Origin of the sequence: Ottowia thiooxydans DSM 14619 (genome assembly GCF_000422885.1) — a bacterium.
GTDB lineage: Bacteria > Pseudomonadota > Gammaproteobacteria > Burkholderiales > Burkholderiaceae_C > Ottowia > Ottowia thiooxydans.
The window spans coordinates 286,067-307,756 of record NZ_AUGX01000001.1 but is presented as its reverse complement, the minus strand read 5'-3'; the positions used below and the strand labels follow the sequence as shown (position 1 = coordinate 307,756).

The window sequence follows — 21,690 nt, the reverse complement described above, 5'->3', positions numbered from 1 at the left end:
GGTTTTCCTTGCAAGCTCAAATGCCATAATGATATGATATTTGCAGAAAATTCGAGACATTATTGAAAGGGTTCGTATGCAGCGACGCAGCTTCTTGCTTTCTGGAGCCGCAGTGGCGCCATGGGTACTCAACATGTCGCCAGCCCTGGCGCAGGCCGCCTACCCCAGCCGCCCCGTCCGCATCTTGATTCCCTTCGCCGCAGGCCAAGGATCAGACATCCTGGCCCGCGCATTGAGCGAACATCTCACTACTCTCTGGGGCCAACCGGTCATCGTAGAGAACAAAGCAGGCGCCAATGGCGCGTTGGCTGCTCAGGAACTAGCTGGCTCCGCCGCTGATGGTCATACGCTGCTCCTGACCTCCAATTCCCCCATTGTGGTGAACCCGGTTCTATACAAGAGCCTCAGATACGACGTGGAGCGCGATTTCCATCCCATCGCCCTGCTCTCCACCACACCACTGGCCCTGGTCGCCAATGCAGCGCAGCCCTACAAAACCGTGCCCGAGCTTCTGGCTTATGCAAAGGCCAACCCTGGAAAGCTGAGCTACGCCAGCATAGGTGCCGGCTCCACCAGCCACATGTGCATGGAAGCGTTCAAGCAGATCACCGGGCTTGATGCCGTTCACGTGCCCTACAAAGGAAGCGCGCCTGCACTGGCCGATGTCATGGCGGGCCACGTGCACATCATGATTGACGGGCTTCCCAGCGCGCTGGCCGCCCACAAGAGCGGCAAAACACGCGCCCTTGCCATCACCGGCCCCAAGGAATCCAGCTTTATGCCTGGAACTCCCACGTTCGACTCTCTTGGCATCAGGGGCGTTCCAGCGGGAGGATGGTATGGCCTCATCGCACCCGCACGCACAGACCCTGCAGTACTTGACAAGCTCTACAGAGATTTCACATCCCTCATGAAGCGCCCAGATGTGGATGCCAAACTGCGCTCGTTGAACCTGGAGCCAGCGCCCACAATGACATCTGCCCAGTTTCATGAAATGATCCGCAAGGAAACGACCATGTGGGAAGGCACCGCCAGGAAGCTTGGTCTGTACAAATCCGAATAACCGACCACCTAGTTGCCCATGGAATCCAGCGAACTCGACCTCACAGAAAACTTCCTGCAGCAACTACCGGCCTATGAAACGGTGAGATGCTTCCGTGCGGCCGAGCATGTTCTAGGCGTTGAGCTTTCCAGGCCCGATTCAGCGAACGCGCTGAACACGCAGATGGGCCACGACCTGCTGGATATCTGGACCCGCCTCACCGCTGCCCCGCTGGCAGCCCGCTGTATCGTGCTCAGCGCCAGCGGCACGCGGATCTTCTGTGCCGGCGGCGATCTGAAAGAGCGCAACGGCATGACACGCGCACAATGGATTCAACAACACGAGTTGTTTGAGCGCATGTTCTGGACGTTGGTGGATCTGCCGCAGCCGGTCATTGCCGCCGTTAACGGGCACGCTTTTGGCGGTGGGCTGGAAATGGCGCTTTGCTGCGATTTCATCTACGCAGGAAGCCATGCGCGCTTCGGGCTTCCTGAAGTGGCTCTTGGCATCATGCCCGGAGGCGGGGGCACGCAAAATCTGCCCCGCGCCGTGGGAGAAAGGCGAGCGAGGGAGATCCTTCTCAGCGGCACCCCCTTTGATGCGGAAAAAGCGTTGCGATGGGGCCTCGTGAATGAAGTCTTCTCGCAGGACGAACTCCCATCACAGGTTCTGCAGGTAGCCAGCCGTATTGCGGGCAACGCACCTCTGTCAACCCGGCAGATCAAGAAGTCAGTCCGGTACGGAATGCAGATGGAGCTTCGCACTGCATACCGCTTCGAAATCGAAGCCTACAACCACCTTATTGACACCGAAGACCGCATGGAAGGTGTGCTGGCGTTCAACGAGAAACGCGCACCACGATTCAAGGGAGTCTGAGCAAGCCCTCATCCAGCACGAAAGGCCGTATTCAGAGAGGTCTACCAAGCTGTAAAGTGTCGCCATGGCCGAATCCCGCACGCTTTACCCCTCCATCGAACCCTACGAGACCGGGCGTCTTGACGTAGGCGATGGCCATGTCATCTACTACGAACGTGTAGGTACCCGCGGCGCCAAGCCGGCGGTATTCCTGCACGGCGGGCCAGGCGGAGGCATTTCGCCTGAACACCGGCGGCTGTTTGATCCGGTCCGCTACGACGTGCTGCTGTTCGACCAGCGCGGCTGTGGCCGCTCCACTCCCCATGCCGGGCTGGACGCCAACACCACATGGCACCTGGTCGCAGATATTGAAAGACTGCGCGAACTCGCCGGTGCCGAGCAATGGTTGGTTTTTGGCGGCTCCTGGGGATCTACGCTGGCCCTCACCTATGCGCAAAAGCACCCGGAGCGCGTGAGTGCGCTGGTGCTGAGAGGCATCTACACCGTGACGCGCGCTGAACTGGCCTGGTATTACCAGTTTGGCGTTTCGGAGATGTTCCCGGACAAATGGGAACGCTTTCAGGCGCCCATTCCGGAAGCAGAGCGTGGCGACATGATGGCAGCCTACCGCAAGCTGCTGACCGGAAGCGATGTGGCACGACAAATCGAAGCTGCCAAGGCATGGAGCTTGTGGGAGGGCGAAACCATTACGCTGTTGCCCGACCCCTCATTCACCGCCACGCATGGAGATGACCACTTCGCTCTGGCCTTCGCTCGGTTGGAGAACCATTATTTTGTTCATGGTGCTTGGCTGGACGAAGGTCAACTGCTGCGCGATGCTCATCGGCTGCACGGCATTCCGGGCGTGATCGTGCATGGGCGCTACGACATGCCCTGCCCCGCTCGCTACGCCTATGCGCTACACAAGGCTTGGCCGGAAGCCGAGTTTCACCTGATTGAAGGTGCCGGGCATGCCTGGTCAGAGCCAGGCATTCGGGATCAGCTTATCCGGGCGACGGATCGCTTCGCTCGGCAATAAGGCAGCGAAATAGCCAGCGCGATGAATGGCAGCCACGCAATCGATCGCCTCTTTTTCCAAAATCCGCAGACTCAGGATTCTTCGCTTTTAGCTGGCAGCGTTGGGCTGTTGCTTGGGCAAAAACATACGGCCAAAGTTCATCAGTGCCATACCGACTATGGCCATCACACCGCCAGCGAGCAATGATTTGGTAAGTGGCTCGCCCAACCAAAGGCCGGAAAACAACATGCCAAATAGCGGGACTAGAGCCATGTAGGCTGCCGCGGCTCCAGCACCCAGGACCTTGACCCCGTGCAAATACCATGCGTAGGCCAGCGCGGTGCTACCGAAGGCCAGTGCCATCAGGCTAAACCAAACAGTTGTTGAAACAGTGGCAAGAGTCTTCCACGCGGCAGGCCCTTCCACGGCCATGCTGGCAATGAACAGAAAAATAGCGCCAATCACTGCGGTGACGGCGGTAGTGGTGAGTGAATCGACGGTGAATAGGACTTTACGCCCTATCAGCGTGTAGCCCACCCAACAACCCGCACAGCCAAGCAACAAAAGCTCTCCAGTGCCGGAAAGCCCAGGTTGCATGACAGCAAGTGAGCCATCAGTCAGTGCGTAAAGTGCGCCGGTCACCGCCAGTATGAGCCCTATACCCATGACCCAATTCACCGACTCGCGAAATAGCAAGACGGCAAAGATCAAGGTCAATACGGGGTTGAGCGCGACCACCATCGCGGCCTTGCCAGCTGGCACCGTTTTCAGCGCTAACAAGAAGAAGGAGGCGTAGCCCAGCACCCCGACCGCCGCAGCCGCTGTCAGCCCCCACCATTGCTGCGCGCGCAAGGCACCCAGGGTATGCATGCGTCCGCTGCCCTTAAGCCAGAGCAAGAGCACCACACTGGCCAGCACAAACCGAAGGCAGGCTGCAGCCAATGGCGGCATGGCCTGCGCCACAACGCGCCCCCAGGGCCAAGAGGCGCCCCATAACGCGGCCATGCCTACCAACCCAAGATGGGTGGAATATCTAGCAGAGATCATGGGTTTGTAGTATCTGCTTAAGTGACCATAGTCGAATGAGTAAACACGGATACCCCTCAGGCATATGCGAGCTTTTGCGGCTTCGATCTTCAGCTTGGAAGAACCGTTGCATCGTAGTGGGCACGAGGCAATCGGTACAAGTAGTGGGGTCGCAGAGAACTAGCTTCCGGTACGTGAGGATGTTCAAACGCTCCGGACTCCAGCATGCCTAGCTTTTTCATCACGGCACGAGACCTGGCGTTTTGAATGGCCGTGAAGGACACGATCTCGTCCAGGCCTAACGACGCAAAGCCAACACCGAGTGCGCTTCTTGCTGCTTCAGAAGCCAATCCCTTTCCCCAGTGTTGATAGGACAGACGCCAACCTATTTCCACGCACGGCGAGAAGGGAAGCTCAGGAGAAGGGGTATGCAAGCCGACAAACCCGATGAATTCGCGAGAAGTCTTCAGTTCAGTCGCCCAGAATCCCCAGCCGCGCTCTCTAATCAAAGACTCACAACGATCAGCGATCGCATCACTTTCTGCTCTTGTGAGGCGGGCAGGGAAAAACTCCATCACCAGTGGGTCTGCGTTGAGCGCAGCAAACGGTTCACGATCAGCGGGTTTCCACTGCCGCAAGACCAGGCGCTCCGTTTCTAATTCGATGAGATCAGTCATATGCAAGGGTTGGATCAGGGTTTCTGATGATCGCGCAATATATTCGTCTTCCGGCGGCCTACAGATCGCTTGGCACCAAGGAGTTCTTTCACGCGCGCAGATCCACCTTTTTCCAGGCTTCGAACACCTCGATCTGGTTTTTCAGCCATGCCACAGAAGCTGAGCTCGTACCCCAGTGATGCAAACGCCCCACAGCCTCCCCAAGGTTCCATAGATGCCTGAGCTGTATGAACAAGGGGAGTGCAGCCAAATCCGCCTCTGATGGATTGCCGCCCCCAGCACGGTAGCCTCGCAAGTAGTGTGCCCAACGCTCCCGCAGGGTTTCGTCGGGTTCCTTCAGGGTCTTGCGAATCAGGTAGGACCATGGCATCACACTCAGGTCGTATGACAAAAAACCCGGCCCGGCATCATCGAAATCGAAGAAGACCGTTTTCTTGCAGCCAGCATCATCTGCGAAGACATGGTTGTTGAACCCATGGGTGTCCCCATGGCAAATGACCCGGGTAAGACCGCCCTCCACCGCCGCCAGCTCTCCCAGAAGACCGCCGATCAAACGGCTATACGCTTCCAAAAGCTCTTCGCCCAACTCTGGGTATGCTTGCAGGTAGTTCAAACTCCTACCAGCAAGATGATGCCCATCAAGCGTATACAAGCTGGGCGGGCCTGAGTAGTCGAGTACCGCGCCGTGAATCTCAGCCAACGTGCGGCCAGTCAGCTCGAACTCTTCGAGTGTGTCAGGCGTAGCGCCCTCCGCATAGCGGAACAAAGCCAATGCACGCGAACCCTCAGGGAACTGCAGTGAGACGTGATTTCGCCCCTGCGCAGCAGGAACCACTGCCGCTACTCCCGCGCCCTTGGCCGCAAGATGCGCCAAGAGTGAAGATTCAAATTCAACATTGAAACCACCGCGTGGCCGGATCGAGTAAAGGCGTGCAACGTACTGCGTTCCTTCGATCGACCGAAGTGCGTAGTTATCGTTCAGGCCGCGGCGGATCAAATGGCAATGCTTCACAGCGATGCCATGGTGCTGCGCTACCCAGCGTGCAATGGAAGCCGCCGCAGCAGTCGTGTGGGTGGGGACCAGATAGGGGTCTTGTACTTGTTCATGCGTATCTGCCATGGCGTATTGTGTATCCACCCGTAGCGCACGGCCCCTCCGCCGTCTTGCTGTTAGCCTCGCATGGTCGGCAGCGTTCCTGCCGAATCAGTCCGGGCCATTGCGTCCCACCGCCGCTATTTATAAGTGAACTCACAATGACAAGTCCCCTGTACACCGCCTCCGTTCCCGTCATGCTGCAGATGCTGCGCGCCATGTCCGATGTGCTCAAGAAAGCCGAAGACCACGCAACGCAAAAAAATATTGAGCCCAATGCGCTGCTGCAAGCACGGCTATTTCCTGACATGTTCCCGCTGGTACGCCAGGTTCAGATCGCCTCAGACTTCTCCAAAGGCATCTCTTCCCGCCTGGCCGGCGCAGAAGTGCCATCCTGGCCCGATTCCGAAGTCAGCTTCGCTGATCTGCAGGCATTGATTGCCAAGGCTCTGGCCCATATTGAATCTTTCAAACCCGAGCAATTCGACTCAAGCGAGACCCGCGAGATCGTACTGCGCCCCGGCACCCCCAAGGAGAGAAAGCTGACCGCCAGCACATACCTTCTGCACTATGGTCTGCCACAGTTCTTCTTCCACGTGACTACCGTCTATGACATCTTGCGCCACAACGGTGTTGAGATCGGCAAGCGCGACTATATGGGTGCCTATTAATTCACGAGTTTCGGCGCGCGAGCTAGCGCGAAGTTCTTCCGAGACATTACATTAGTGCGTGTCATCAATCCCCCCTAAAACCGGGGGACTAGTGAGTGACACGCCCTATACAGCCTCAAGAGGAGAACGCATCGTGACATCCACGCCACCCATGCCGGCGAGTCAGCGCGTCGTGCAAATCAGTTTGTTCCTCGTCGCGGCCATCGCCATACTCGGCGGTACGCTTCAGATGTACCTGGGAGAGCCGGAGGTCTCGCCAAGGCTCGACAACGTACACCGCTTCATGGCCGGCGTGTACCTTTCTACCGGGTTCATCAACCTCTGGGCCGCCATCACCATCAGGCAGCAGGGAACGCTGGTGTACCTCCTTGCACTGGGAGTCTTCCTTGCTGGCGTTGGAAGGCTGGTGTCCATCAGCCAGGTCGGGCTTCCCCAGCCAACCGCCGTATGGCTGGGTTACCTTGTACCTGAGTTGCTCTTGCCAGTGATCATTGCTCTGGCTCACCGAGCCACCAATCGCAATGCCTCTCGATAGGTAGCGAACCCGTCCAGCCGGCGCCAGCCTCAGCGGGTTACAGGGCTGCGCCGCAAAGGATCAGCCGAGCATATGAAATCGAAAGACGCCATGCTTCGCCGGAACTGTGGATTGCGCCAGCGAAGCCGCTAGCCGCAGTCCGTTCTCACTGTTGGTCATGAGAACGAACCCATCTCCCGAATTCACGGACAGCATGGCAAATGCGCGATACCCTGGGTTGTTGCCCCATTGCCAGAGATAGGGGACTGCCTCTGCGGTTTCTATGCCCCATCCGTGTCCCCACGACAATCCAAGCTCGCGGTCGACCGGCACAGGATCTGCAACCGTCAATGACAACAGATCGCGGCGAAATGCCAGGGCCCCAAGAAACTTCGCGTAGTCACTTGCAGTCGTGTACATAGACGCGGCGGCGTTCGGCTCCGTGAACTCAAAATGCGTGCGGTGACCAAACGGGCCGACTCCGCTGACGACCCGCCCTCGAATGTCATCGGTCAGGCGCATTCGGGAATCACGCATTCCCAATGGCTCGAATACGAGCCTGGAGACTGTTGTTTCTGTGCTTTCACCGGTTACGGCGGCTATCAAGGCTTGCAGGATGAGATAGCCTTCTCCCGAGTATTGCCAGCGGTGCCCCGGCTCGAAAGCTGGTGTTAGAGCGCTACTCGTCCAATTCGGAAAACCGGAGCTATGGTTGAGCAGCGTTGCCACCGGAATGCGGGCCAGCACCGCTGGTGCCACCCGGTCGGTGCGGTTGTCATCTGGTCCGGCGAATGGCTTCTGACGATGCAAATAGCCGTTGGGCAAGTATGCGGACACTGGCGAGCGCAAATCTATCTTGCCAGCGCGCGCCAATTCGAGTGTGACGAAAGCGATGACCGGTTTGGTCAGGGAGGCCGCCTGCAAGATCCCATCTGGGCCTAAATTGTTGGACGGCCCGCAGCCATTGACCACCACGGGTGATTGCGGCTTACCTGCGCGCAGCACAACATAGGTCGAATAACAAACTCCGGCACTCGCGGCCAACTCCGAAACCGGCGTACTGCTGTAGCTACTCAAGTTGGTAGCGCATGCGGACAGCGCGAACCCGGAAACGCCGGAAAGAAGAAGATTGCGTCGCGAAAGATACATATTACGTTGCAGAAAAATAGAACTACTTAGTCCTGATGGTGTCCCGCTCGTCGCCTTTGGCGAGCGCGTTAAAAACACTATAGCTCGGGTATGACGCTGTCTTGCATGGCGGTCTTGAAGCGCTGATCCAGGTAGCAACTCCAGCTCCAACACACCCGTTCGTGCAGTGGAATGGCTAAGAGTCTGCGCGGCCTTCTCGCTTGCTATGCCCCTTAAGCTTTATTGCAAAATGTTAACCAATCGCTATTAGTTAAGGGAGGGGGACAACAATGTCGAAGCGCCGTAAATCCAGCCCCGCTGAAGATCTCATGGACTTGGTCGCCATGCTGCCGTGGTGGATGGGCGTGGCGTTGGCGGTCTCCAGCTATTGGGTGCTGCACTCTGTGGCCTCTCGCCCCCTTCCTACCGCAACGTCTGCACCACAAATCGTGCAATTCGCGGCAAACGGCCTGTTGCAAACACTCGCCACCTTCGGGCAATACCTGCTCCCGGTTATCTGCCTTATTGGCGCCCTGGTCTCAGCTCTGCGCCGCCATCGGCGGCGAGCGCTGTTTGAATCAACGTCTACGAGCAGCAGTGCTGATGCACTACATGGTATGTCGTGGCAGGAATTTGAAATTCTGGTGGGTGAAGGGTTTCGACGCCGCGGCTACTCAGTCAAGGAGCTGGGCGGAGGTGGCGCAGATGGTGGCGTGGACCTGGTGCTCACCAAGGCAGGGGAAAAGTCCTTCGTTCAATGCAAGCAATGGATAGCTTTCAAGGTGGGCGTGACTACTGTGCGGGAGCTGTATGGCGTCATGGCTGCCCATGGGGCCGCAGGTGGCTTCGTTGTGACTTCTGGACGCTTCACGAAGGAGGCCTTAGCGTTTGCGCACGGCCGCAACATCCGGTTGATCGACGGCCCCGCACTCATGGGCTTGCTGCGCGAAGCACGTGGTAAAGGCGATCGCAATACGTTCTCTCCCGCATCACCTTCCGAAGCGCCGGGTTCGCAGACCGTGAAATCACCAGGCCTGACGCCCCAAGCAACAGAAGTGGCCATTTCGGCAGCAAAGACGGAGCTGCCTGCCGAGCCGCCCTGCCCCCGTTGCAGTAAACCGATGGTACGGCGTGTCGCAAAGCAAGGCTCCGCAGCAGGAAAAGCCTTTTGGGGATGCTCGGAATTTTCTGCGGGGTGCAGGGGCACACGAGACATCTAGGGAATCTTTAGAGCAAGTACATTCGGATTGCGGCTCGCCAGAACCTCACGCGGGGGTGAATTTAGTGTGAACACGCCCTAGAGCGAAGCATTCCGATCCCCGCAAGCTTGCTCGGCCCAACTGCGTAAGCCCTGACTGCTATCTCGTAGAGTGCTCAGTAGCGCGCGGCAAGGAAAACCTGAAGCTGGCCCCCGATTCCGCCACATCAACCAGGGCGATCGTGCTTCCATGAAGTTCCAGCATTCGGTGCACGATTCTGAGACCCAGGCCACCATCGCGGCGTGCCCCACCCACCGTGAAAGGCTTGCGGAAAAGCCCCTCACGGAGCTCCTCTGGAATACCGGGGCCAGAGTCGCTTACAGTGACTTCGAGCATGTCCCCCTTCCCGGCAATGCCCACTCGAATCTTTCCGCCTTCCGGGGTATAGCGCAAAGCGTTATCCAGCAAGTTACTCAGGACTCGCTCCATCATGCCAAGATCTGCGTTAGCGGAAGGTACCTGCGGCGGAAAACTGGCCTCTAACGCCACACCTCGTGCCTCGGCACGCAGCTCAAACTTTTGAAACACATCCTGCACCAGATCCACTAGGGAGAAGGCTTCAGGCTCAGGCTGAACAAAGCCATACTCCAGCCGCGCCAACTCGAACAGGCTTCGAGACAGTGCGCCCACATTGCGGCTTTGCTCCAGCGCAATGCCAAGGTAGCGGCGCCGCTCTGCCGGCTCCAGCGTGGCGTCTTTCAGCAGCAAGGTTTCCAGGTATCCGTGAAGCGAAGACAGGGGAGTGCGCAAGTCATGCGACACGTTGGCGATCAGCTCTCTGCGCTCCTGGTCCTGGCGCGTCAGCGCCTTCCATTGCTCGCCAATACGCTTGACCATTTGCCGGTAAGTAGCGTCCAACACCGCGATCTCGTCTCGGCCGTTTTCGTTTGCCTCGGGCGACTGTGCGGGCAGAACGGGGGGAGGCCCGTCAATATCAAACCCGCGCACCGTTTCAGTCAACCTGCGCAAGGGCCGTGTGATCAACGCAAACGCCACCAAGCCGGCCGCCAGGCACAGCAGCGCCACCATACCGATGGATAGCAGCGCCGTTTTCAGAACCGCGTTGGCGGAGCCTTGGGCGGCGAGCAAATCGTGCGCTTCTCCCAGCAGCACCACATAGATGAACCCGACCTGCCTGCCCTCCACACTCAAAGGCGCGGCGCTAAACACTTTTCGCCCATCCCGGCTGCGTGGGTCATCTCCCAGAATGGGTAGCATTTGCCCATCCAGAAAACGGCGCACCGGCTCCAGATCTACCCGGTCACGGCGCAGGCGCCCTTCAGGTGCCGCATGGCCGGCAATACGGCCATCTGGCTCCAACAGGTAGACCTCCACGCTGGGGTTCACCATCATCAGTTGGTTGAAGAGGTTGCGCACTGCCCCGGGCATGAGTCCGTTCGCATCCGTAAGCTGGGCGTCTCTGGCGATGCTTTCAGCCACATCCCGGGAAAGGGCTTGAACCACCTCCAACTCATGCATGCGGTTGGAGCGGACCTGCAGCCATGCCGATGTGCCGCTGCATAGCAGGAGCAATACGGCGAACACGATCGCCAAGCGCTGGGTCAGCGTGAGTTGGAGCTTCATTCGCCCTCGCCGCCTTCAGAAAATTTGTAGCCACGCCCCCAGACCGTCAGGATGCGCGCAGGCTGTGTGGGATCAGGCTCCACTTTGGCACGGAGTCGATTAATGTGGGTGTTCACGGTGTGCTCGTAGCCTTCATGCTGGTAGCCCCATACCGCATTGAGCAAATCCATGCGGGAAAACACCTTCCCAGGCTGGCGCGCGAAGAAATACAGAAGATCGAATTCACGCGGTGTGAGGTCTAGCCGATGCCCATCCAGCCGCGCCTCTCGGGTAACGGGATCCATCACCAAGCCTTGTATCGATAGCTTGCCGGACTCCAGCCGCGCATTTTGTGCCAGCGCATCCACCCTGCGCAGCAGCGCTTTCACCCGCGCCACCAGCTCCAGCACGGAGAAGGGTTTGGTGAGGTAGTCATCCGCACCAATTTCCAGACCCAGAATACGGTGCACTTCGCTGGAACGGGCGCTAATAATGATGATTGGGGTGTAACGGGTCATGGCGCGGGCTCTTCGGCAGATTTCCAGGCCATCCACGCCAGGCAGCATGATGTCTAGCACCAGAGCATCCCAGCCGCCACGCTCCAGCTGCGCCAGGCCATCGTCGCCACGGGCACAGTGAACCACTTCCAGCCCCTCATCGCGCAGATGGAGCAGAAGAAGATCGGCGATGTGGGCATCGTCCTCAACCAGCAGGACGCGGCGGGCAGTGGTCATGGGTGGCAGGTTTTCCAGGAAAATTGGCAATGCAGGGATGCGCGCTGTTTCGCATTGTGCGCAATCTTGTGGTTCTTAGTTATCACGAATTTTTTAACTTTACGTGAGGACTTCGGGAGCCTGGGCCTGTAAGCTGACCTGCATTCCTTCCAGAAAGCCGATGCCATGACCACCCGACGCAACCTGCTCCTGGGCACTGCCGCCTCCACCGCCGCGCTGGCAACAGGCCTTTTCCACCGCCGCGCCACGGCTGCGGCAGCTGCTGAGGCCTTTGAGGTGACCTACACCGATGCCCAGTGGCGAGCAAGGCTTAGCCCACAGCAATACGCTGTTCTGCGCAAAGAAGGCACGGAGCGGCCGGGAACCAGCCCGCTGAACAGCGAGAAGCGCACAGGTACTTTCGCTTGCGCAGGTTGTGCCCTGCCCCTGTTTTCGTCCACCACCAAGTTTGAAAGCAACACCGGCTGGCCCAGCTTCTGGAAGCCGCTGGATAACGCTGTGAAGACCCGAAGTGACCGAACCCTTGGCATGGTGCGCGTAGAAGCACACTGCAGGCGCTGCGGCGGACATCTGGGGCATGTCTTCGACGACGGACCACCGCCCACAGGCCTGCGCTACTGCATGAATGGCCTTTCGCTCACGTTTACACCCAAGCCTGCCTAAGCTGCTCTCTAAAGAAGCTAAACCATGTTGCTGATTGTTCTAGCTTATCTCGGAGGTGTGCTGACCATCATCAGCCCGTGCATCCTCCCAGTGCTTCCTTTCGTGTTTTCCCGGGCTGACCAGCCTTTCAGGACAAGCGGCTTGCCCATGCTTGTGGGCATGGCATTGACCTTCGCGGTGATTGCCTCCCTGGCTGCAGTTGGCGGGGGATGGGTAGTTGCTGCCAACCAATATGGTCGCTGGCTGGCAATGGCACTGGTGGCGGTTCTGGCGCTAACGCTGATATGGCCCGGGCTCTCCGAACGGCTGACCAGGCCCTTGGTGGCCATGGGAAATCGCTTATCGCAGAACGCTCATGCAGACGGAACGCCCCGGATTGGGTCTTCGGCCCTGCTCGGTGTGGCTACGGGGCTACTTTGGGCGCCCTGTGCCGGCCCCATTCTCGGATTGATCCTGACCGGCGCGGCTCTTCAAGGTGCCAACGCTACATCGTCGCTGCTGTTGCTGGCTTATGCCCTGGGCGCCGCCACCTCCATGGCAGGGGCGCTGCTTCTGGGGGGCAAAGTTTTTGCTGCGCTCAAGCGTTCACTGGGCGCAGGGGAATGGATACGGCGCGGCCTGGGGGTGGCTATGCTCGCCGGCGTCATCGCCATCACGCTTGGCCTGGACACGGGAATACTCGCTCAGCTATCTACCGCATCCACTGGGGATCTGGAACAAAAGCTGGTTGACCGACTGAAAAAGCCGCAAGATGGTCAGGCCATGGCCATGAGCGGCAATCCAGCCATGATGATGCAAGGATCGTCCGCCATGATGATGCAGGGGCCGGCCATGGCGCCTGCAGAAGGTGCAGCCATGATGGCGGCGGGTGGCGCGATGCGCATGTCCGGTCCGGCCGGTGGAACTTCGGCCCTTCCTGATGAAGGCATTGCGCCCTCATTGGATGGCGCCACGCAATGGCTCAACTCCCCGCCTTTGAGCTCCCAGGACCTTCGTGGCAAGGTGGTGTTGATTGATTTCTGGACCTACTCCTGCATCAACTGCCTGCGCACGCTGCCCTATGTCAAAGCCTGGGCTGAGAAATATCGCGACCAAGGTCTGGTGGTCATAGGGGTGCACGCGCCGGAATTCGCCTTTGAGCGAGACATCGGCAATGTGACCAAGGCCATCAAAGACCTGGGCATTTCTTACCCAGTAGCAGTAGACAATAAATACGCGATCTGGCGCGCCTACAAAAACCAATACTGGCCAGCCCACTATTTCATTGATGCTACTGGCCGCATTCGCTATCACCACTTCGGCGAAGGCAAGTATGCTGAATCAGAGCGTGTCATTCAGCAGCTTCTCAAAGAAGCCGGTGCCTCGCAGATGGCCATGGGCCTGACTGAGGTAGAAGCCAAGGGCGTGCAGTTAGCCGCCAATATGGATGAAGTCCGCTCGCATGAAACCTATCTTGGCTACGAACGGGCAGAGAACTTCGGATCGACCCCCAAGGCCGTGCATGACAAGGCGGCGACCTATACAGGGCCCGCCCGCCCTGGCCTGAACGCCTGGGGATTGGCCGGCAGATGGGTGATTGGCCCGGAAAGCGCCACGCTTTCGGAAGCGTCCGGCCGCATCGTCTACCGTTTTCAGGCTCGCGATCTACATCTGGTGCTAAGCCCGGGTGCAGACGGAAAGCCCGTGCGATTCAAGGTGAGCATTGATGGCAAACCTCCGGGAGACGCGCACGGTATGGATGTAGCTCCAGATGGCAGTGGAACCGTCACAGCCCAGCGGCTATACCAGTTGGTGCGCCAACCAGGCGACGTCACACAACGCACCTTCACGATTGAGTTCCTGGACCCTGGCGTCTCTGCTTACGCCTTCACCTTTGGATGATTGATATGAAAACCTCTGCTCCATTGCTATCTCTGCCCAGCCGGCGTAGCCTGCTCCAAACTCTAGCGGGGAGCTCGGTATTGTTGGGTGCCGGGCTGCTTCTGATTAAACGGGCTCACTCCGCAGAGGAAGCGGTTCGTATCCCTGCCCCAGCGCAGGATCTCCCCGCGGGGGCTCCAGCTCCGCAGCGCGCGATATTTGCGGGCGGGTGCTTCTGGGGCGTGCAAGGTGTGTTTCAGCACGTCAAAGGGGTGCAACGTGCGGTTTCGGGCTACAGCGGCGGCACCGCGTCCACGGCCGCTTATGAACTGGTCAGCCGGGGAACCACCAATCATGCGGAATCGGTAGAAGTCACCTTCGATCCGGCACAGGTGAGCTACGGCACGCTCCTGCAGATATTTTTCTCCGTGGCGCACGACCCTACTCAACTTAACCGCCAAGGGCCAGACACCGGTACGCAGTACCGCTCGGCCATCTTCGCGAGCAATCCTGCACAGCTCAAGGTGGCCCAAGCCTACGTGGCGCAATTGAACGCTGCTCGTGTGTACCCCAAGGCCATTGTGACGCGCCTGGAAGACAAGCCCAGTTTCTTCCCAGCCGAAATGTCTCACCAGGATTACATGACCGAGAACCCGCGTAACCCGTACATCGCGATTAACGATCTGCCCAAGGTAGAGGGCCTTAAACGCCTATTCCCCGACAGGTACCGCAGTGATCCGGTGCTGGTGAAGAAAGCGCGCACGTAATCCGGTCACGCCAGGACACCGGGCGGCAGAAGAGTCTTCTGCTCCCGCCCATGTGTCTTTGAGCATCAATTGCCAAAAACAAGCTGAGTGATGACTCCGGTAGCCACTGCGATCAGCACGTAATCACTGCCAACCTGTACCCAGCGATGGCCACGGGGAGGCGCGCTCAGATGGTGACCCCGCCAGTTCTGCACGACGTAGTGATTGGTTCGATAGTAAGCAGGAAGGCGTTCGCCTCTGTAGAAACGCCGATCCGGCCCGGCGCCCCGGCCTCGATCAGCTTGGTGAATGGGCGGGCGGCCATGAACCACCACGGGCTGTCTATAGTCCGGTGCGCGCTGCGGACCTGCATGGCGACCGGGGTGTTGCGCGTCACGGGAGGGCTGGCGAGCCTGCTCCTGCCGATGATCCCTGTCTCGGCGCTCATGTGATTGCGGCTGTGCATTGGCCACGCCAGCGCTCATGCCGAAGGCTACAGCGGTCAAAGCGATGATGCTTCGTGCGTTCATGATGATGATCCTTTCAGGGTTAGAAAATGGTCACTCCTATTTCCGTCAATTGTTTTCGCGGAATTCGAGTACCCATTGCTGATGAGCATAGGCGTGGCTAACCACCTGCCATATGACGCGCGTGTAAAGCAGCGTGAAGCCTGTATCCGGAACCTCGAATCAAATGACAACGGCGCCCTGAAGGCGCCGTTGTGTTGGGCAATGGCCTCCTCTTTATGAAGAGCGCCTGTTTCTCAGCCTCCACCCAGCCAAACCTGCCAGCAATGCCGCCATCAGCATGGCAAAGCCAGCGCCGCCCACAGGTACGGGGATAACAGCAGAGGGCTGAACGGGTGGATTCACCACCGGTTTGGCTGTGACCATGATGGTCACGGTGGCCGTGGCGGATGCGTTGCCGGGGTCTGCGACGACATAGGGGAAACTGGCCTGGCCTACAAAACCGGTGGCCGGGGCAAAACTGATGGCCCCAGTGGCGCTGACGGTGACAACGCCATTGGTGACGGCGATGGTTTGCTCGGTGCCAGACGTAATGACGGTGCCATTCAGGCTGACAAGGTGCAGCGGCTCGCCATCGGGGTCGCTGTCGTTGCCCAGCGGGCCGAGCGTGATCGCTGGGGAGTCTTGCACGGTGGAGTAGCTGTCGTTGACGGCCACAGGGGGCAAGTTAGCGCTGACGTTGAAGCTGATGGTGTTGGGGCTGGCGTCCAGGTCAATGCCGCCGTTGGCAGTGCCACCATCGTCTTGCACCTGGAAGGTGAAGCTGGCAACACCATTTCCCACGCTGCCGGGTGCGGGTGTCCAGGTCAGCTGGGCGATGCTGGCTGCCAGAACGCTTTGCCCCGTTGCAACCGGCGCCCCTGCCAACAGAAGCGTGCCGGTGTTGGGCAAGGTGGTGATCTGCACGGCCAACAGGGCGTTGGCACCCGAGGTATTGGCCGCGTCCTCGGGGTCGGTCAAAGCAAAGTCTGCGGCACTGAAGGTGTACAAGCTGTGTTGGGCGACGGGGATTCCGAGCTTGTCGGTGCCACCAGGCGCATCGTTCACGGGGATGATGGTGAGCGGCAACTGCTGCTGGGCTGATAAATCACAAAACTGCGGGCTGGGCGTGGCCGGGTACGAGGGGCAAACGCCGGAGCTGCCGTTGCTGCCGTGGTCATTCAGTTCAAGGCTCAGTGCATCGGGGCCGTTGTAATTGGCAACCGGGGTGTAGACCATGCCTTCAAGCGCGCGGTTGATTTCAGCAAGCGTGCCGACGAAGGTGTAGCTGGCAGCAGGGCCCGAGGCGGGCGTGGCAACCAGCGTGGGTGGCGGGCTGTTGGACAGGATTGATAACGGGAGAGTAGGCGTCAACGTGCCGTGGGCCACGTTGGCCGTCAGCGTGTAGTTCGTCGTTTCGCCATCGGGGTCGCTCACGCCGAGGTTGTTGAGGTTGGCGCCCGAGAAGGTCAGGCTGCCATCTTCTAGCAACTGCTGCGCCGCAAACGGGCCCTGCACGTTGATGTACTCCATCGCAATGTCGGTGCTGTTGGTGGTGCCGTTGATGGTGGTGTCGGCAATGCGCAGGGTGGTTTGTGCGCTTAGTGCCACAAAGGTAAAGGACTGCGTGCCCGCCAACTGGCCATAGGTTTGCGTGTGAAGAGCTGTGCCCGGCAAAGGACCAAACGGTGTGCCCGCATCGGGGCTGCCATCAGCCAGTCCGACAGTAATGCGTTGATCTGTCGTGAAATAACCGCCGAAATTGATCTTGAAGTTGACCGTGTAGGTGGTGCCAGGCTCGGTCACCATGACCTGTTGCAGGATGCCACCGGGCGGCGAGTCGCCGGTATTAAAGCCCACGCCGCCATAGCTGTGACCAATGTTCGTTCCCAGGTTGGAAAAAGTCCAGCCTGGGAGGGTGAGAGGCCCGTTGTTTCCTGGAAAACCGCTGCCGTTGACACGGTTGGTGCCCAGGAACGGAGTGTCGTTCACCGCCTGGTTAATGCCCAAGGTCAACGTGTACGCGGTTGGGTCGGCATCTACCGTAAACCTGAATGCTGTGGGCGAAGTCTGGTTGAGGCCCGGCGCCCATGACAGACGACCTGCTGCGATGTCTGCGCAGCTGGTAGGCGGCCCAGTGACGTAAAGGCTTGTCCCGTTGTTGATAACGTTACCCTGGCCCGTGCCCGGAACGGCCACAGTGGTGATGCTGGTGCAGGAGCTGTTATCGATGTTGGCCAACACTATGGGCACCGACGTGTCTTCGCGTGTAGATACGCTACTGTTCACCCCTGCCGCGAACGCTGGCACGGACAAAACAGACAAACACCAAAGCGCCCGAGTGGCAATGGCTCCGATAGCTCTGACCGATGGCACAGATCGGGCAATGGGATGAAATGTCATGGCAGGAATGCGTACGGTTTTTCAATTCGGCGGACGGTACAAAGCCATACCCACCAAAAAAATGAGGGTAACACCATCTCAGCATATTGAAAGCAAAGCACGACCGAGTACTTCGCCATTCAGGCGTGCCCGAGGGATTCGTTCACACTATTTGAATCCGCGGGGTGGGCAATTTCTTTTCATCGATAATCTATCAATGCATTTGCTGCGCACATCATCCATCCTGACTCGCCTGGTATTGGCGTGGTTTCTGTTGATGATTGGCGTCGCAACGGCATCCCCCATCGTTCAGCCCAAAGCGACAGAAATTGTCTGTTCCGCGGGCGGCGTGATGAAAATCGTTTTCCAAAACGATGACGGGCAAGTCACCAGCAACGGTCAGCACACGCTCGATTGCTCTCTGTGCCTGGCGCCCACTCTGCCGCTTGCTCAGCAGCGCACCCTCCAGGCTCTGCCCTCAGCGCCCTCGCACGCATTAAAGCCAGAGCTCGAGGCGCCTGTTGCCGCAGCGGTTGGGGCACCGCTACCCCCTCGCGGTCCTCCCGTCTTAATCTAAGCTCTTCATCGGCCTAGCCCTCATGGGCTCGCCACGGTAGCCGTCGGCAAGTGTCAGTTGCCCGCGAAGAGTCTCACTGGAACATGAACGGCTCATGGCCCAGGTCAGAGCTGTTTCCCGCGCTTCGAAGGCGGTGGGTTTGGTGCTTTACATGCCTGCTCTCGCCCTCCCTGTATTCGGCACGTCCCACTACTGTCTTACAGACCAGGCTGCTCGCCTGATTTGCGAGTAGCTGGAACCATCCACATCACACGATTTATCACCCCAAAGGACCTCAAGATGAAACTCTCATTTGCATCTATCGCAATCGTTGTCTCTCTCTTCGCCTCCGTCGCCCACGCACAAGTTACGGTGACAAACGCCTGGGTCAGAGCCACGGTACCGCAACAAAAAGCGACCGGCGCCTTCATGCAAATCCAGGCCGCACAAGACACCAAGCTGGTTTCAGTAAGCTCGCCACTGACCCCTGTGGTTGAGGTGCATGAGATGGCCATGCAAGACAACATCATGAAGATGCGCCAAATTTCTGCTCTTGATTTGCCTGCAGGCAAGGCAGTGGAACTCAAGCCTGGTGGCCATCATGTGATGTTGATGGATTTGAAGCAACAAGTAAAAGAAGGCGACTCAGTCCCGCTGACCCTGGTTTTGGAAGGACGTGACGGCAAACGTGAGACCGTGCAGGTTGCAGCGCCTGTACGTGCCCTCAACGCTAGTGCACAGCCGAAGCATGGTGCAGGTGGCAAGCACTAATCGAGCGCGGCGATTACGGATGCAACTAGGTGTCAGTGCTGCCGGGTCGCATGCCGTTCAGACTTACGCGTCTGTGGCGTCCGTGACGTCTGGAGAAGGCGGGGGTTTTTACCCCCTCTCCCTCTGGGAGAGGGCGGGGGCGGCCGGCTGCGGCGTGAGGGCAAGCGGCGGTTGATTTAGCGCTGCCGTTGTAAATTACCTTCTGCTCTTCTCTTTAGGTCGGAGGCCGGGAATTGCGCCCGGCAGCGCAGCCCCTTTCTTTGCTCGCCCAAAGTAAGGAACCAAAGAAATGCGACCCCAAGTCCGTGTCCCTGCGCTGCGCTCCGGGCACCCTGCGGTGCTCAGGCAAGGGGCGGTGCGGCAGAACTCTCTTCTTTCGCTTCGCTCACTACGTTCAAACAGCTGCCGCAAGCTAGTTCACGAAGCAAGAGCATCTTTCAGTGCTCTTGCCCGCCCCCGGATGGCCGGCCCCTTGCCCTGCGCTCCTCAGCACGGCCTCAAGGGGTGGGATACCCACTCGGGCCATTGCTGCGCTCGGCCTCCGAATAGCTTGTCTTCCCCCTTACCGGGGAAAGCGAAGACCAATACCTTGAAGGGATGGCCCTTAGAACGTGACGATGTTCTATGCCGTAGCGCGAACCACTTTGGGGATTTCTCGCGACGCTCCCGGCTGCTCAACCCACATCTACCCAGAGTGCCCCTTTCTCCGCGGTACTGCTTCAAACGGAACGGTAGGAAAAGTCACGCGCAGTAGCGTCCGAAAGCGCGAGCAGGCCATATGAGATGGCGCGGGGCATTCTGCGACATGCCTCAGCAACTTGCTCAATGTGGTCAAACGGAGAATTTGATCGTCCAGCTCATCCGCACGCTGATGCAAGGTCGGCCTCGGCAGTTCAGGCTTCCGGTCCTTATCAAACATTCCTCTGATCTCCCCCAAGGAAAAGCCGGCAGCCTTTCCGAGCGAGATCAATGCGAGCTGTACCAGTGTGTCTTCCTGGTATTGCCGTCGCAGCCCGTTCCTGCTGACGGGCTGGATCAACCCCACTTCCTCGTAATAGCGAAGCGTGGATGTGGGAACGCCCGCTGCCTTGGACAAGGCTCCTATATCTACGAGATTCATGCTTGACTTCAAGTTGACTTGAAGTTGCATAGTAGGCCTTCGTTCGGAATCAAGCAAGGAAGTGCCCATGAAAAGTGAAGGTTTAAACCCAGACAGCAGGCTATTGATGATCGCGTTAGCGGGGTGCATCCTGCTCGCTTCATTAGGAATCAGCATCGTCACGGTAGCCCTGCCAACCCTCACCCGAGCTTTCTCGGCAGAAGTGCAGCAAGTCCAATGGGTGGTGCTGGCGTATCTGCTCGCTGTGACGGTGACTATTGTGTCGGCGGGGCGTATGGGAGATCTATACGGGAATCGGCGAGTGTTGGTCGCAGGCCTCCTACTCCTTACCCTGGCTTCGGCCGCCTGCATGTGGGCCCCGAGTCTGAACTGGTTGATTGCCGGGCGCGTGGCGCAAGGCCTGGGCGCCGCTATCCTCATGTCGTTACCCATGTCCATAGCTAAAGGGCTGGTGGCCAAGGAACGCGTAGGCTCAGCGATGGGGTTGCTGGGAACCACATCTGCCATCGGGACCGCCATGGGGCCCTCCTTCGGCGGAGTGCTCATAGGATCGCTGGGTTGGCAGTCCGCGTTTGCTGCTCTGACGATCTTGGGCGCGGGGATGCTGGTACTGGCCTTGAAGGCTATCCCGAAACCAGGAGCAAGTGGTTCAGCAGGCAGTGCAATCAACGGCGGCATGGATTGGGCCGGGAACTTCTGGCTTGCAGTAGCACTGCTCTGCTTCGCGCTCTCTGCCACTGGCGGAAAGGTGGGCATGGACATCCCAATATTGATGTTGCTGGCCCTTTCCGCCATCGCGCTCGCCGCATTCGTTCACACGGAGCTGATGGCGGCGAAGCCTCTTGTTCCCGTGGCGCTACTAGGTGAAAGAGCGATCTCGACGGCATTGATCACCAACCTGCTGGTAGGCGCCATCATGATGGCCACCCTGGTGGTGGGCCCCTTTTTCCTCTCATTTGGCCTGGGGCTGAGTGATGCAGGAACAGGCTTGGTCATGGCCGTGGGCCCGATCGCCGCGGCTCTCTCAGGCGTTCCGGCAGGACGCATGACGGACAGATTTGGCGCAGACAGAACCTTGCTGGCAGGATTAACGCTCGCCACTGCGGGGCTTTGCTGCTTCGCCATATTGCCCAGCCTCTTCAGCATTCCTGGCTATGTCATAGCGTTGATCCTGATCACGCCTGGATTCCAGCTCTTTCTGGCCGCCAACAACACGGCAGTCATGCTCAAGGCAGCAGATGAACACAAAGGTATGGTGTCAGGGCTCCTGGGTTTGTCTCGCAATCTGGGGTTCATGGCGGGAGCCTCCCTGTTTCCACTACTGTTCGCATCCATGCTGGACTCTGGCGGGTTGACCGGCAACTCCGCCGAGGCCATTGGCAAAGCCTTTTCCTTCACTTTTTTCTCGGCAGCCGGGTTGTCTGGTCTTGCCATCCTTCTTGCAGTAGTGGCTATGGGTACCCGGAGCTCTCGCGCCAAGGCTTGAACTACATCGAGTAAAACACC

At 58.8% G+C, this 21,690-nt stretch carries 21 protein-coding genes; 12 read left to right on the top strand and 9 right to left on the bottom strand.

Features of this window, described 5'->3' with window-relative positions; translation table 11 throughout:
- Positions 1-76 precede the first annotated feature (76 nt).
- From G518_RS33450 to pip, 3 genes are all read left to right on the top strand, one after another.
- Entirely contained in the window at positions 77-1,063 is a 987-nt protein-coding gene (locus tag G518_RS33450; protein ID WP_051235822.1) for a Bug family tripartite tricarboxylate transporter substrate binding protein, read from the top strand.
- A gap of 18 nt (positions 1,064-1,081) precedes the next feature.
- Complete coding sequence (locus G518_RS0101590; RefSeq protein ID WP_051235820.1) at positions 1,082-1,918, top strand: enoyl-CoA hydratase/isomerase family protein; 837 nt, start codon at positions 1,082-1,084, stop codon at positions 1,916-1,918.
- A gap of 64 nt (positions 1,919-1,982) precedes the next feature.
- Complete coding sequence (gene pip, locus G518_RS0101585; RefSeq protein WP_028601021.1) at positions 1,983-2,936, top strand: prolyl aminopeptidase; 954 nt, start codon at positions 1,983-1,985, stop codon at positions 2,934-2,936.
- Positions 2,937-3,023: 87 nt separating this feature from the next.
- Here the strand turns inward: pip and G518_RS0101580 are convergent, their stop codons facing one another.
- The 3 genes from G518_RS0101580 to G518_RS0101570 all read right to left on the bottom strand — a co-directional run bounded on the left by G518_RS0101580 (position 3,024) and on the right by G518_RS0101570 (position 5,738).
- Positions 3,024-3,962, bottom strand: a complete 939-nt coding sequence (locus tag G518_RS0101580) for a DMT family transporter (protein ID WP_028601020.1) — start codon at positions 3,960-3,962, stop codon at positions 3,024-3,026.
- A gap of 89 nt (positions 3,963-4,051) precedes the next feature.
- On the bottom strand, positions 4,052-4,618 hold the full coding sequence (locus tag G518_RS0101575; protein WP_028601019.1) for a GNAT family N-acetyltransferase: 567 nt from the start codon (positions 4,616-4,618) through the stop codon (positions 4,052-4,054).
- An 88-nt stretch (positions 4,619-4,706) separates the two neighbouring features.
- On the bottom strand, positions 4,707-5,738 hold the full coding sequence (locus G518_RS0101570; RefSeq protein ID WP_051235818.1) for a phosphotransferase enzyme family protein: 1,032 nt from the start codon (positions 5,736-5,738) through the stop codon (positions 4,707-4,709).
- A gap of 134 nt (positions 5,739-5,872) precedes the next feature.
- Between G518_RS0101570 and G518_RS0101565 the strand changes: the two genes are divergently transcribed.
- Together G518_RS0101565 and G518_RS0101560 are read left to right on the top strand one after the other, a co-directional pair.
- Positions 5,873-6,382: a DUF1993 domain-containing protein gene (locus tag G518_RS0101565; protein ID WP_028601017.1), complete on the top strand. Its 510-nt coding sequence runs from the start codon at positions 5,873-5,875 to the stop codon at positions 6,380-6,382.
- Positions 6,383-6,515: 133 nt separating this feature from the next.
- Positions 6,516-6,917, top strand: a complete 402-nt coding sequence (locus G518_RS0101560; protein ID WP_245597867.1) for a DUF4345 domain-containing protein — start codon at positions 6,516-6,518, stop codon at positions 6,915-6,917.
- A 60-nt stretch (positions 6,918-6,977) separates the two neighbouring features.
- On the opposite strand, the gene G518_RS33445 is transcribed toward G518_RS0101560, so the two are convergent.
- On the bottom strand, positions 6,978-8,045 hold the full coding sequence (locus G518_RS33445; RefSeq protein ID WP_051235816.1) for a serine hydrolase domain-containing protein: 1,068 nt from the start codon (positions 8,043-8,045) through the stop codon (positions 6,978-6,980).
- A 269-nt stretch (positions 8,046-8,314) separates the two neighbouring features.
- Between G518_RS33445 and G518_RS0101550 the strand changes: the two genes are divergently transcribed.
- Positions 8,315-9,244 (top strand): restriction endonuclease, encoded by a 930-nt coding sequence (locus G518_RS0101550; protein WP_028601015.1) that lies wholly within the window; start codon positions 8,315-8,317, stop codon positions 9,242-9,244.
- Positions 9,245-9,382: 138 nt separating this feature from the next.
- Here G518_RS0101550 and G518_RS0101545 read toward each other — a convergent pair whose 3' ends face one another.
- Together G518_RS0101545 and G518_RS0101540 are read right to left on the bottom strand one after the other, a co-directional pair.
- Entirely contained in the window at positions 9,383-10,867 is a 1,485-nt protein-coding gene (locus tag G518_RS0101545) for a sensor histidine kinase (RefSeq protein ID WP_028601014.1), read from the bottom strand.
- On the bottom strand, positions 10,864-11,580 hold the full coding sequence (locus tag G518_RS0101540) for a response regulator transcription factor (protein WP_028601013.1): 717 nt from the start codon (positions 11,578-11,580) through the stop codon (positions 10,864-10,866). The genes G518_RS0101545 and G518_RS0101540 overlap by 4 nt, the downstream gene beginning before the upstream one ends.
- Positions 11,581-11,745: 165 nt before the next feature.
- Between G518_RS0101540 and msrB the strand changes: the two genes are divergently transcribed.
- The 3 genes from msrB to msrA are packed head-to-tail and all read left to right on the top strand — an operon-like array spanning position 11,746 to position 14,870.
- Complete coding sequence (msrB, locus tag G518_RS0101535) at positions 11,746-12,243, top strand: peptide-methionine (R)-S-oxide reductase MsrB (RefSeq protein ID WP_028601012.1); 498 nt, start codon at positions 11,746-11,748, stop codon at positions 12,241-12,243.
- 24 nt (positions 12,244-12,267) lie between these two features.
- Positions 12,268-14,124 carry a cytochrome c biogenesis protein DipZ gene (locus tag G518_RS0101530; RefSeq protein WP_028601011.1) on the top strand — a complete coding sequence of 619 codons (1,857 nt, stop codon included), beginning with the start codon at positions 12,268-12,270 and terminating at the stop codon, positions 14,122-14,124.
- Positions 14,125-14,129: 5 nt separating this feature from the next.
- Positions 14,130-14,870 (top strand): peptide-methionine (S)-S-oxide reductase MsrA, encoded by a 741-nt coding sequence (msrA, locus tag G518_RS0101525; protein ID WP_028601010.1) that lies wholly within the window; start codon positions 14,130-14,132, stop codon positions 14,868-14,870.
- A 65-nt stretch (positions 14,871-14,935) separates the two neighbouring features.
- Here the strand turns inward: msrA and G518_RS0101520 are convergent, their stop codons facing one another.
- A complete protein-coding gene (locus G518_RS0101520) occupies positions 14,936-15,379 on the bottom strand; it encodes an RcnB family protein (RefSeq protein WP_028601009.1) in 444 nt (147 codons plus the stop codon).
- Positions 15,380-15,592: 213 nt separating this feature from the next.
- Complete coding sequence (locus G518_RS0101515) at positions 15,593-17,758, bottom strand: Ig-like domain-containing protein (RefSeq protein ID WP_028601008.1); 2,166 nt, start codon at positions 17,756-17,758, stop codon at positions 15,593-15,595.
- Positions 17,759-17,954: 196 nt separating this feature from the next.
- Here G518_RS0101515 and G518_RS0101510 point away from each other — a divergent pair, with 196 nt between their 5' ends.
- The gene (locus G518_RS0101510; protein ID WP_028601007.1) at positions 17,955-18,314 is read left to right on the top strand and encodes a DUF2946 family protein; all 360 of its coding nucleotides are present in this window, start codon (positions 17,955-17,957) and stop codon (positions 18,312-18,314) included.
- Between the two features lie 279 nt (positions 18,315-18,593).
- Positions 18,594-19,064, top strand: coding sequence for a copper chaperone PCu(A)C (locus G518_RS0101500; protein WP_028601006.1), 471 nt, complete (start codon positions 18,594-18,596; stop codon positions 19,062-19,064).
- A gap of 685 nt (positions 19,065-19,749) precedes the next feature.
- Here G518_RS0101500 and G518_RS33440 read toward each other — a convergent pair.
- A complete protein-coding gene (locus G518_RS33440) occupies positions 19,750-20,184 on the bottom strand; it encodes a helix-turn-helix domain-containing protein (protein WP_051235815.1) in 435 nt (144 codons plus the stop codon).
- Positions 20,185-20,251: 67 nt separating this feature from the next.
- Here G518_RS33440 and G518_RS0101490 point away from each other — a divergent pair, with 67 nt between their 5' ends.
- A complete protein-coding gene (locus G518_RS0101490) occupies positions 20,252-21,670 on the top strand; it encodes an MFS transporter (RefSeq protein WP_245597866.1) in 1,419 nt (472 codons plus the stop codon).
- The last annotated feature ends 20 nt before the right edge of the window (positions 21,671-21,690 follow it).

Bases quoted from the DNA above. Each gene is read 5' to 3' on its own strand.
- G518_RS33450 (WP_051235822.1), top strand. From the start codon at position 77: ATGCAGCGACGCAGCTTCTTGCTTTCTGGAGCCGCAGTGGCGCCATGG.
- G518_RS0101590 (WP_051235820.1), top strand. From the start codon at position 1,082: ATGGAATCCAGCGAACTCGACCTCACAGAAAACTTCCTGCAGCAACTA.
- pip (WP_028601021.1), top strand. From the start codon at position 1,983: ATGGCCGAATCCCGCACGCTTTACCCCTCCATCGAACCCTACGAGACC.
- G518_RS0101580 (WP_028601020.1), bottom strand. From the start codon at position 3,962: ATGATCTCTGCTAGATATTCCACCCATCTTGGGTTGGTAGGCATGGCC.
- G518_RS0101575 (WP_028601019.1), bottom strand. From the start codon at position 4,618: ATGACTGATCTCATCGAATTAGAAACGGAGCGCCTGGTCTTGCGGCAG.
- G518_RS0101570 (WP_051235818.1), bottom strand. From the start codon at position 5,738: ATGGCAGATACGCATGAACAAGTACAAGACCCCTATCTGGTCCCCACC.
- G518_RS0101565 (WP_028601017.1), top strand. From the start codon at position 5,873: ATGACAAGTCCCCTGTACACCGCCTCCGTTCCCGTCATGCTGCAGATG.
- G518_RS33445 (WP_051235816.1), bottom strand. From the start codon at position 8,045: ATGTATCTTTCGCGACGCAATCTTCTTCTTTCCGGCGTTTCCGGGTTC.
- G518_RS0101550 (WP_028601015.1), top strand. From the start codon at position 8,315: ATGTCGAAGCGCCGTAAATCCAGCCCCGCTGAAGATCTCATGGACTTG.
- G518_RS0101545 (WP_028601014.1), bottom strand. From the start codon at position 10,867: ATGAAGCTCCAACTCACGCTGACCCAGCGCTTGGCGATCGTGTTCGCC.
- G518_RS0101540 (WP_028601013.1), bottom strand. From the start codon at position 11,580: ATGACCACTGCCCGCCGCGTCCTGCTGGTTGAGGACGATGCCCACATC.
- msrB (WP_028601012.1), top strand. From the start codon at position 11,746: ATGACCACCCGACGCAACCTGCTCCTGGGCACTGCCGCCTCCACCGCC.
- G518_RS0101530 (WP_028601011.1), top strand. From the start codon at position 12,268: ATGTTGCTGATTGTTCTAGCTTATCTCGGAGGTGTGCTGACCATCATC.
- msrA (WP_028601010.1), top strand. From the start codon at position 14,130: ATGAAAACCTCTGCTCCATTGCTATCTCTGCCCAGCCGGCGTAGCCTG.
- G518_RS0101520 (WP_028601009.1), bottom strand. From the start codon at position 15,379: ATGAACGCACGAAGCATCATCGCTTTGACCGCTGTAGCCTTCGGCATG.
- G518_RS0101515 (WP_028601008.1), bottom strand. From the start codon at position 17,758: ATGACATTTCATCCCATTGCCCGATCTGTGCCATCGGTCAGAGCTATC.
- G518_RS0101510 (WP_028601007.1), top strand. From the start codon at position 17,955: ATGCATTTGCTGCGCACATCATCCATCCTGACTCGCCTGGTATTGGCG.
- G518_RS0101500 (WP_028601006.1), top strand. From the start codon at position 18,594: ATGAAACTCTCATTTGCATCTATCGCAATCGTTGTCTCTCTCTTCGCC.
- G518_RS33440 (WP_051235815.1), bottom strand. From the start codon at position 20,184: ATGAATCTCGTAGATATAGGAGCCTTGTCCAAGGCAGCGGGCGTTCCC.
- G518_RS0101490 (WP_245597866.1), top strand. From the start codon at position 20,252: ATGAAAAGTGAAGGTTTAAACCCAGACAGCAGGCTATTGATGATCGCG.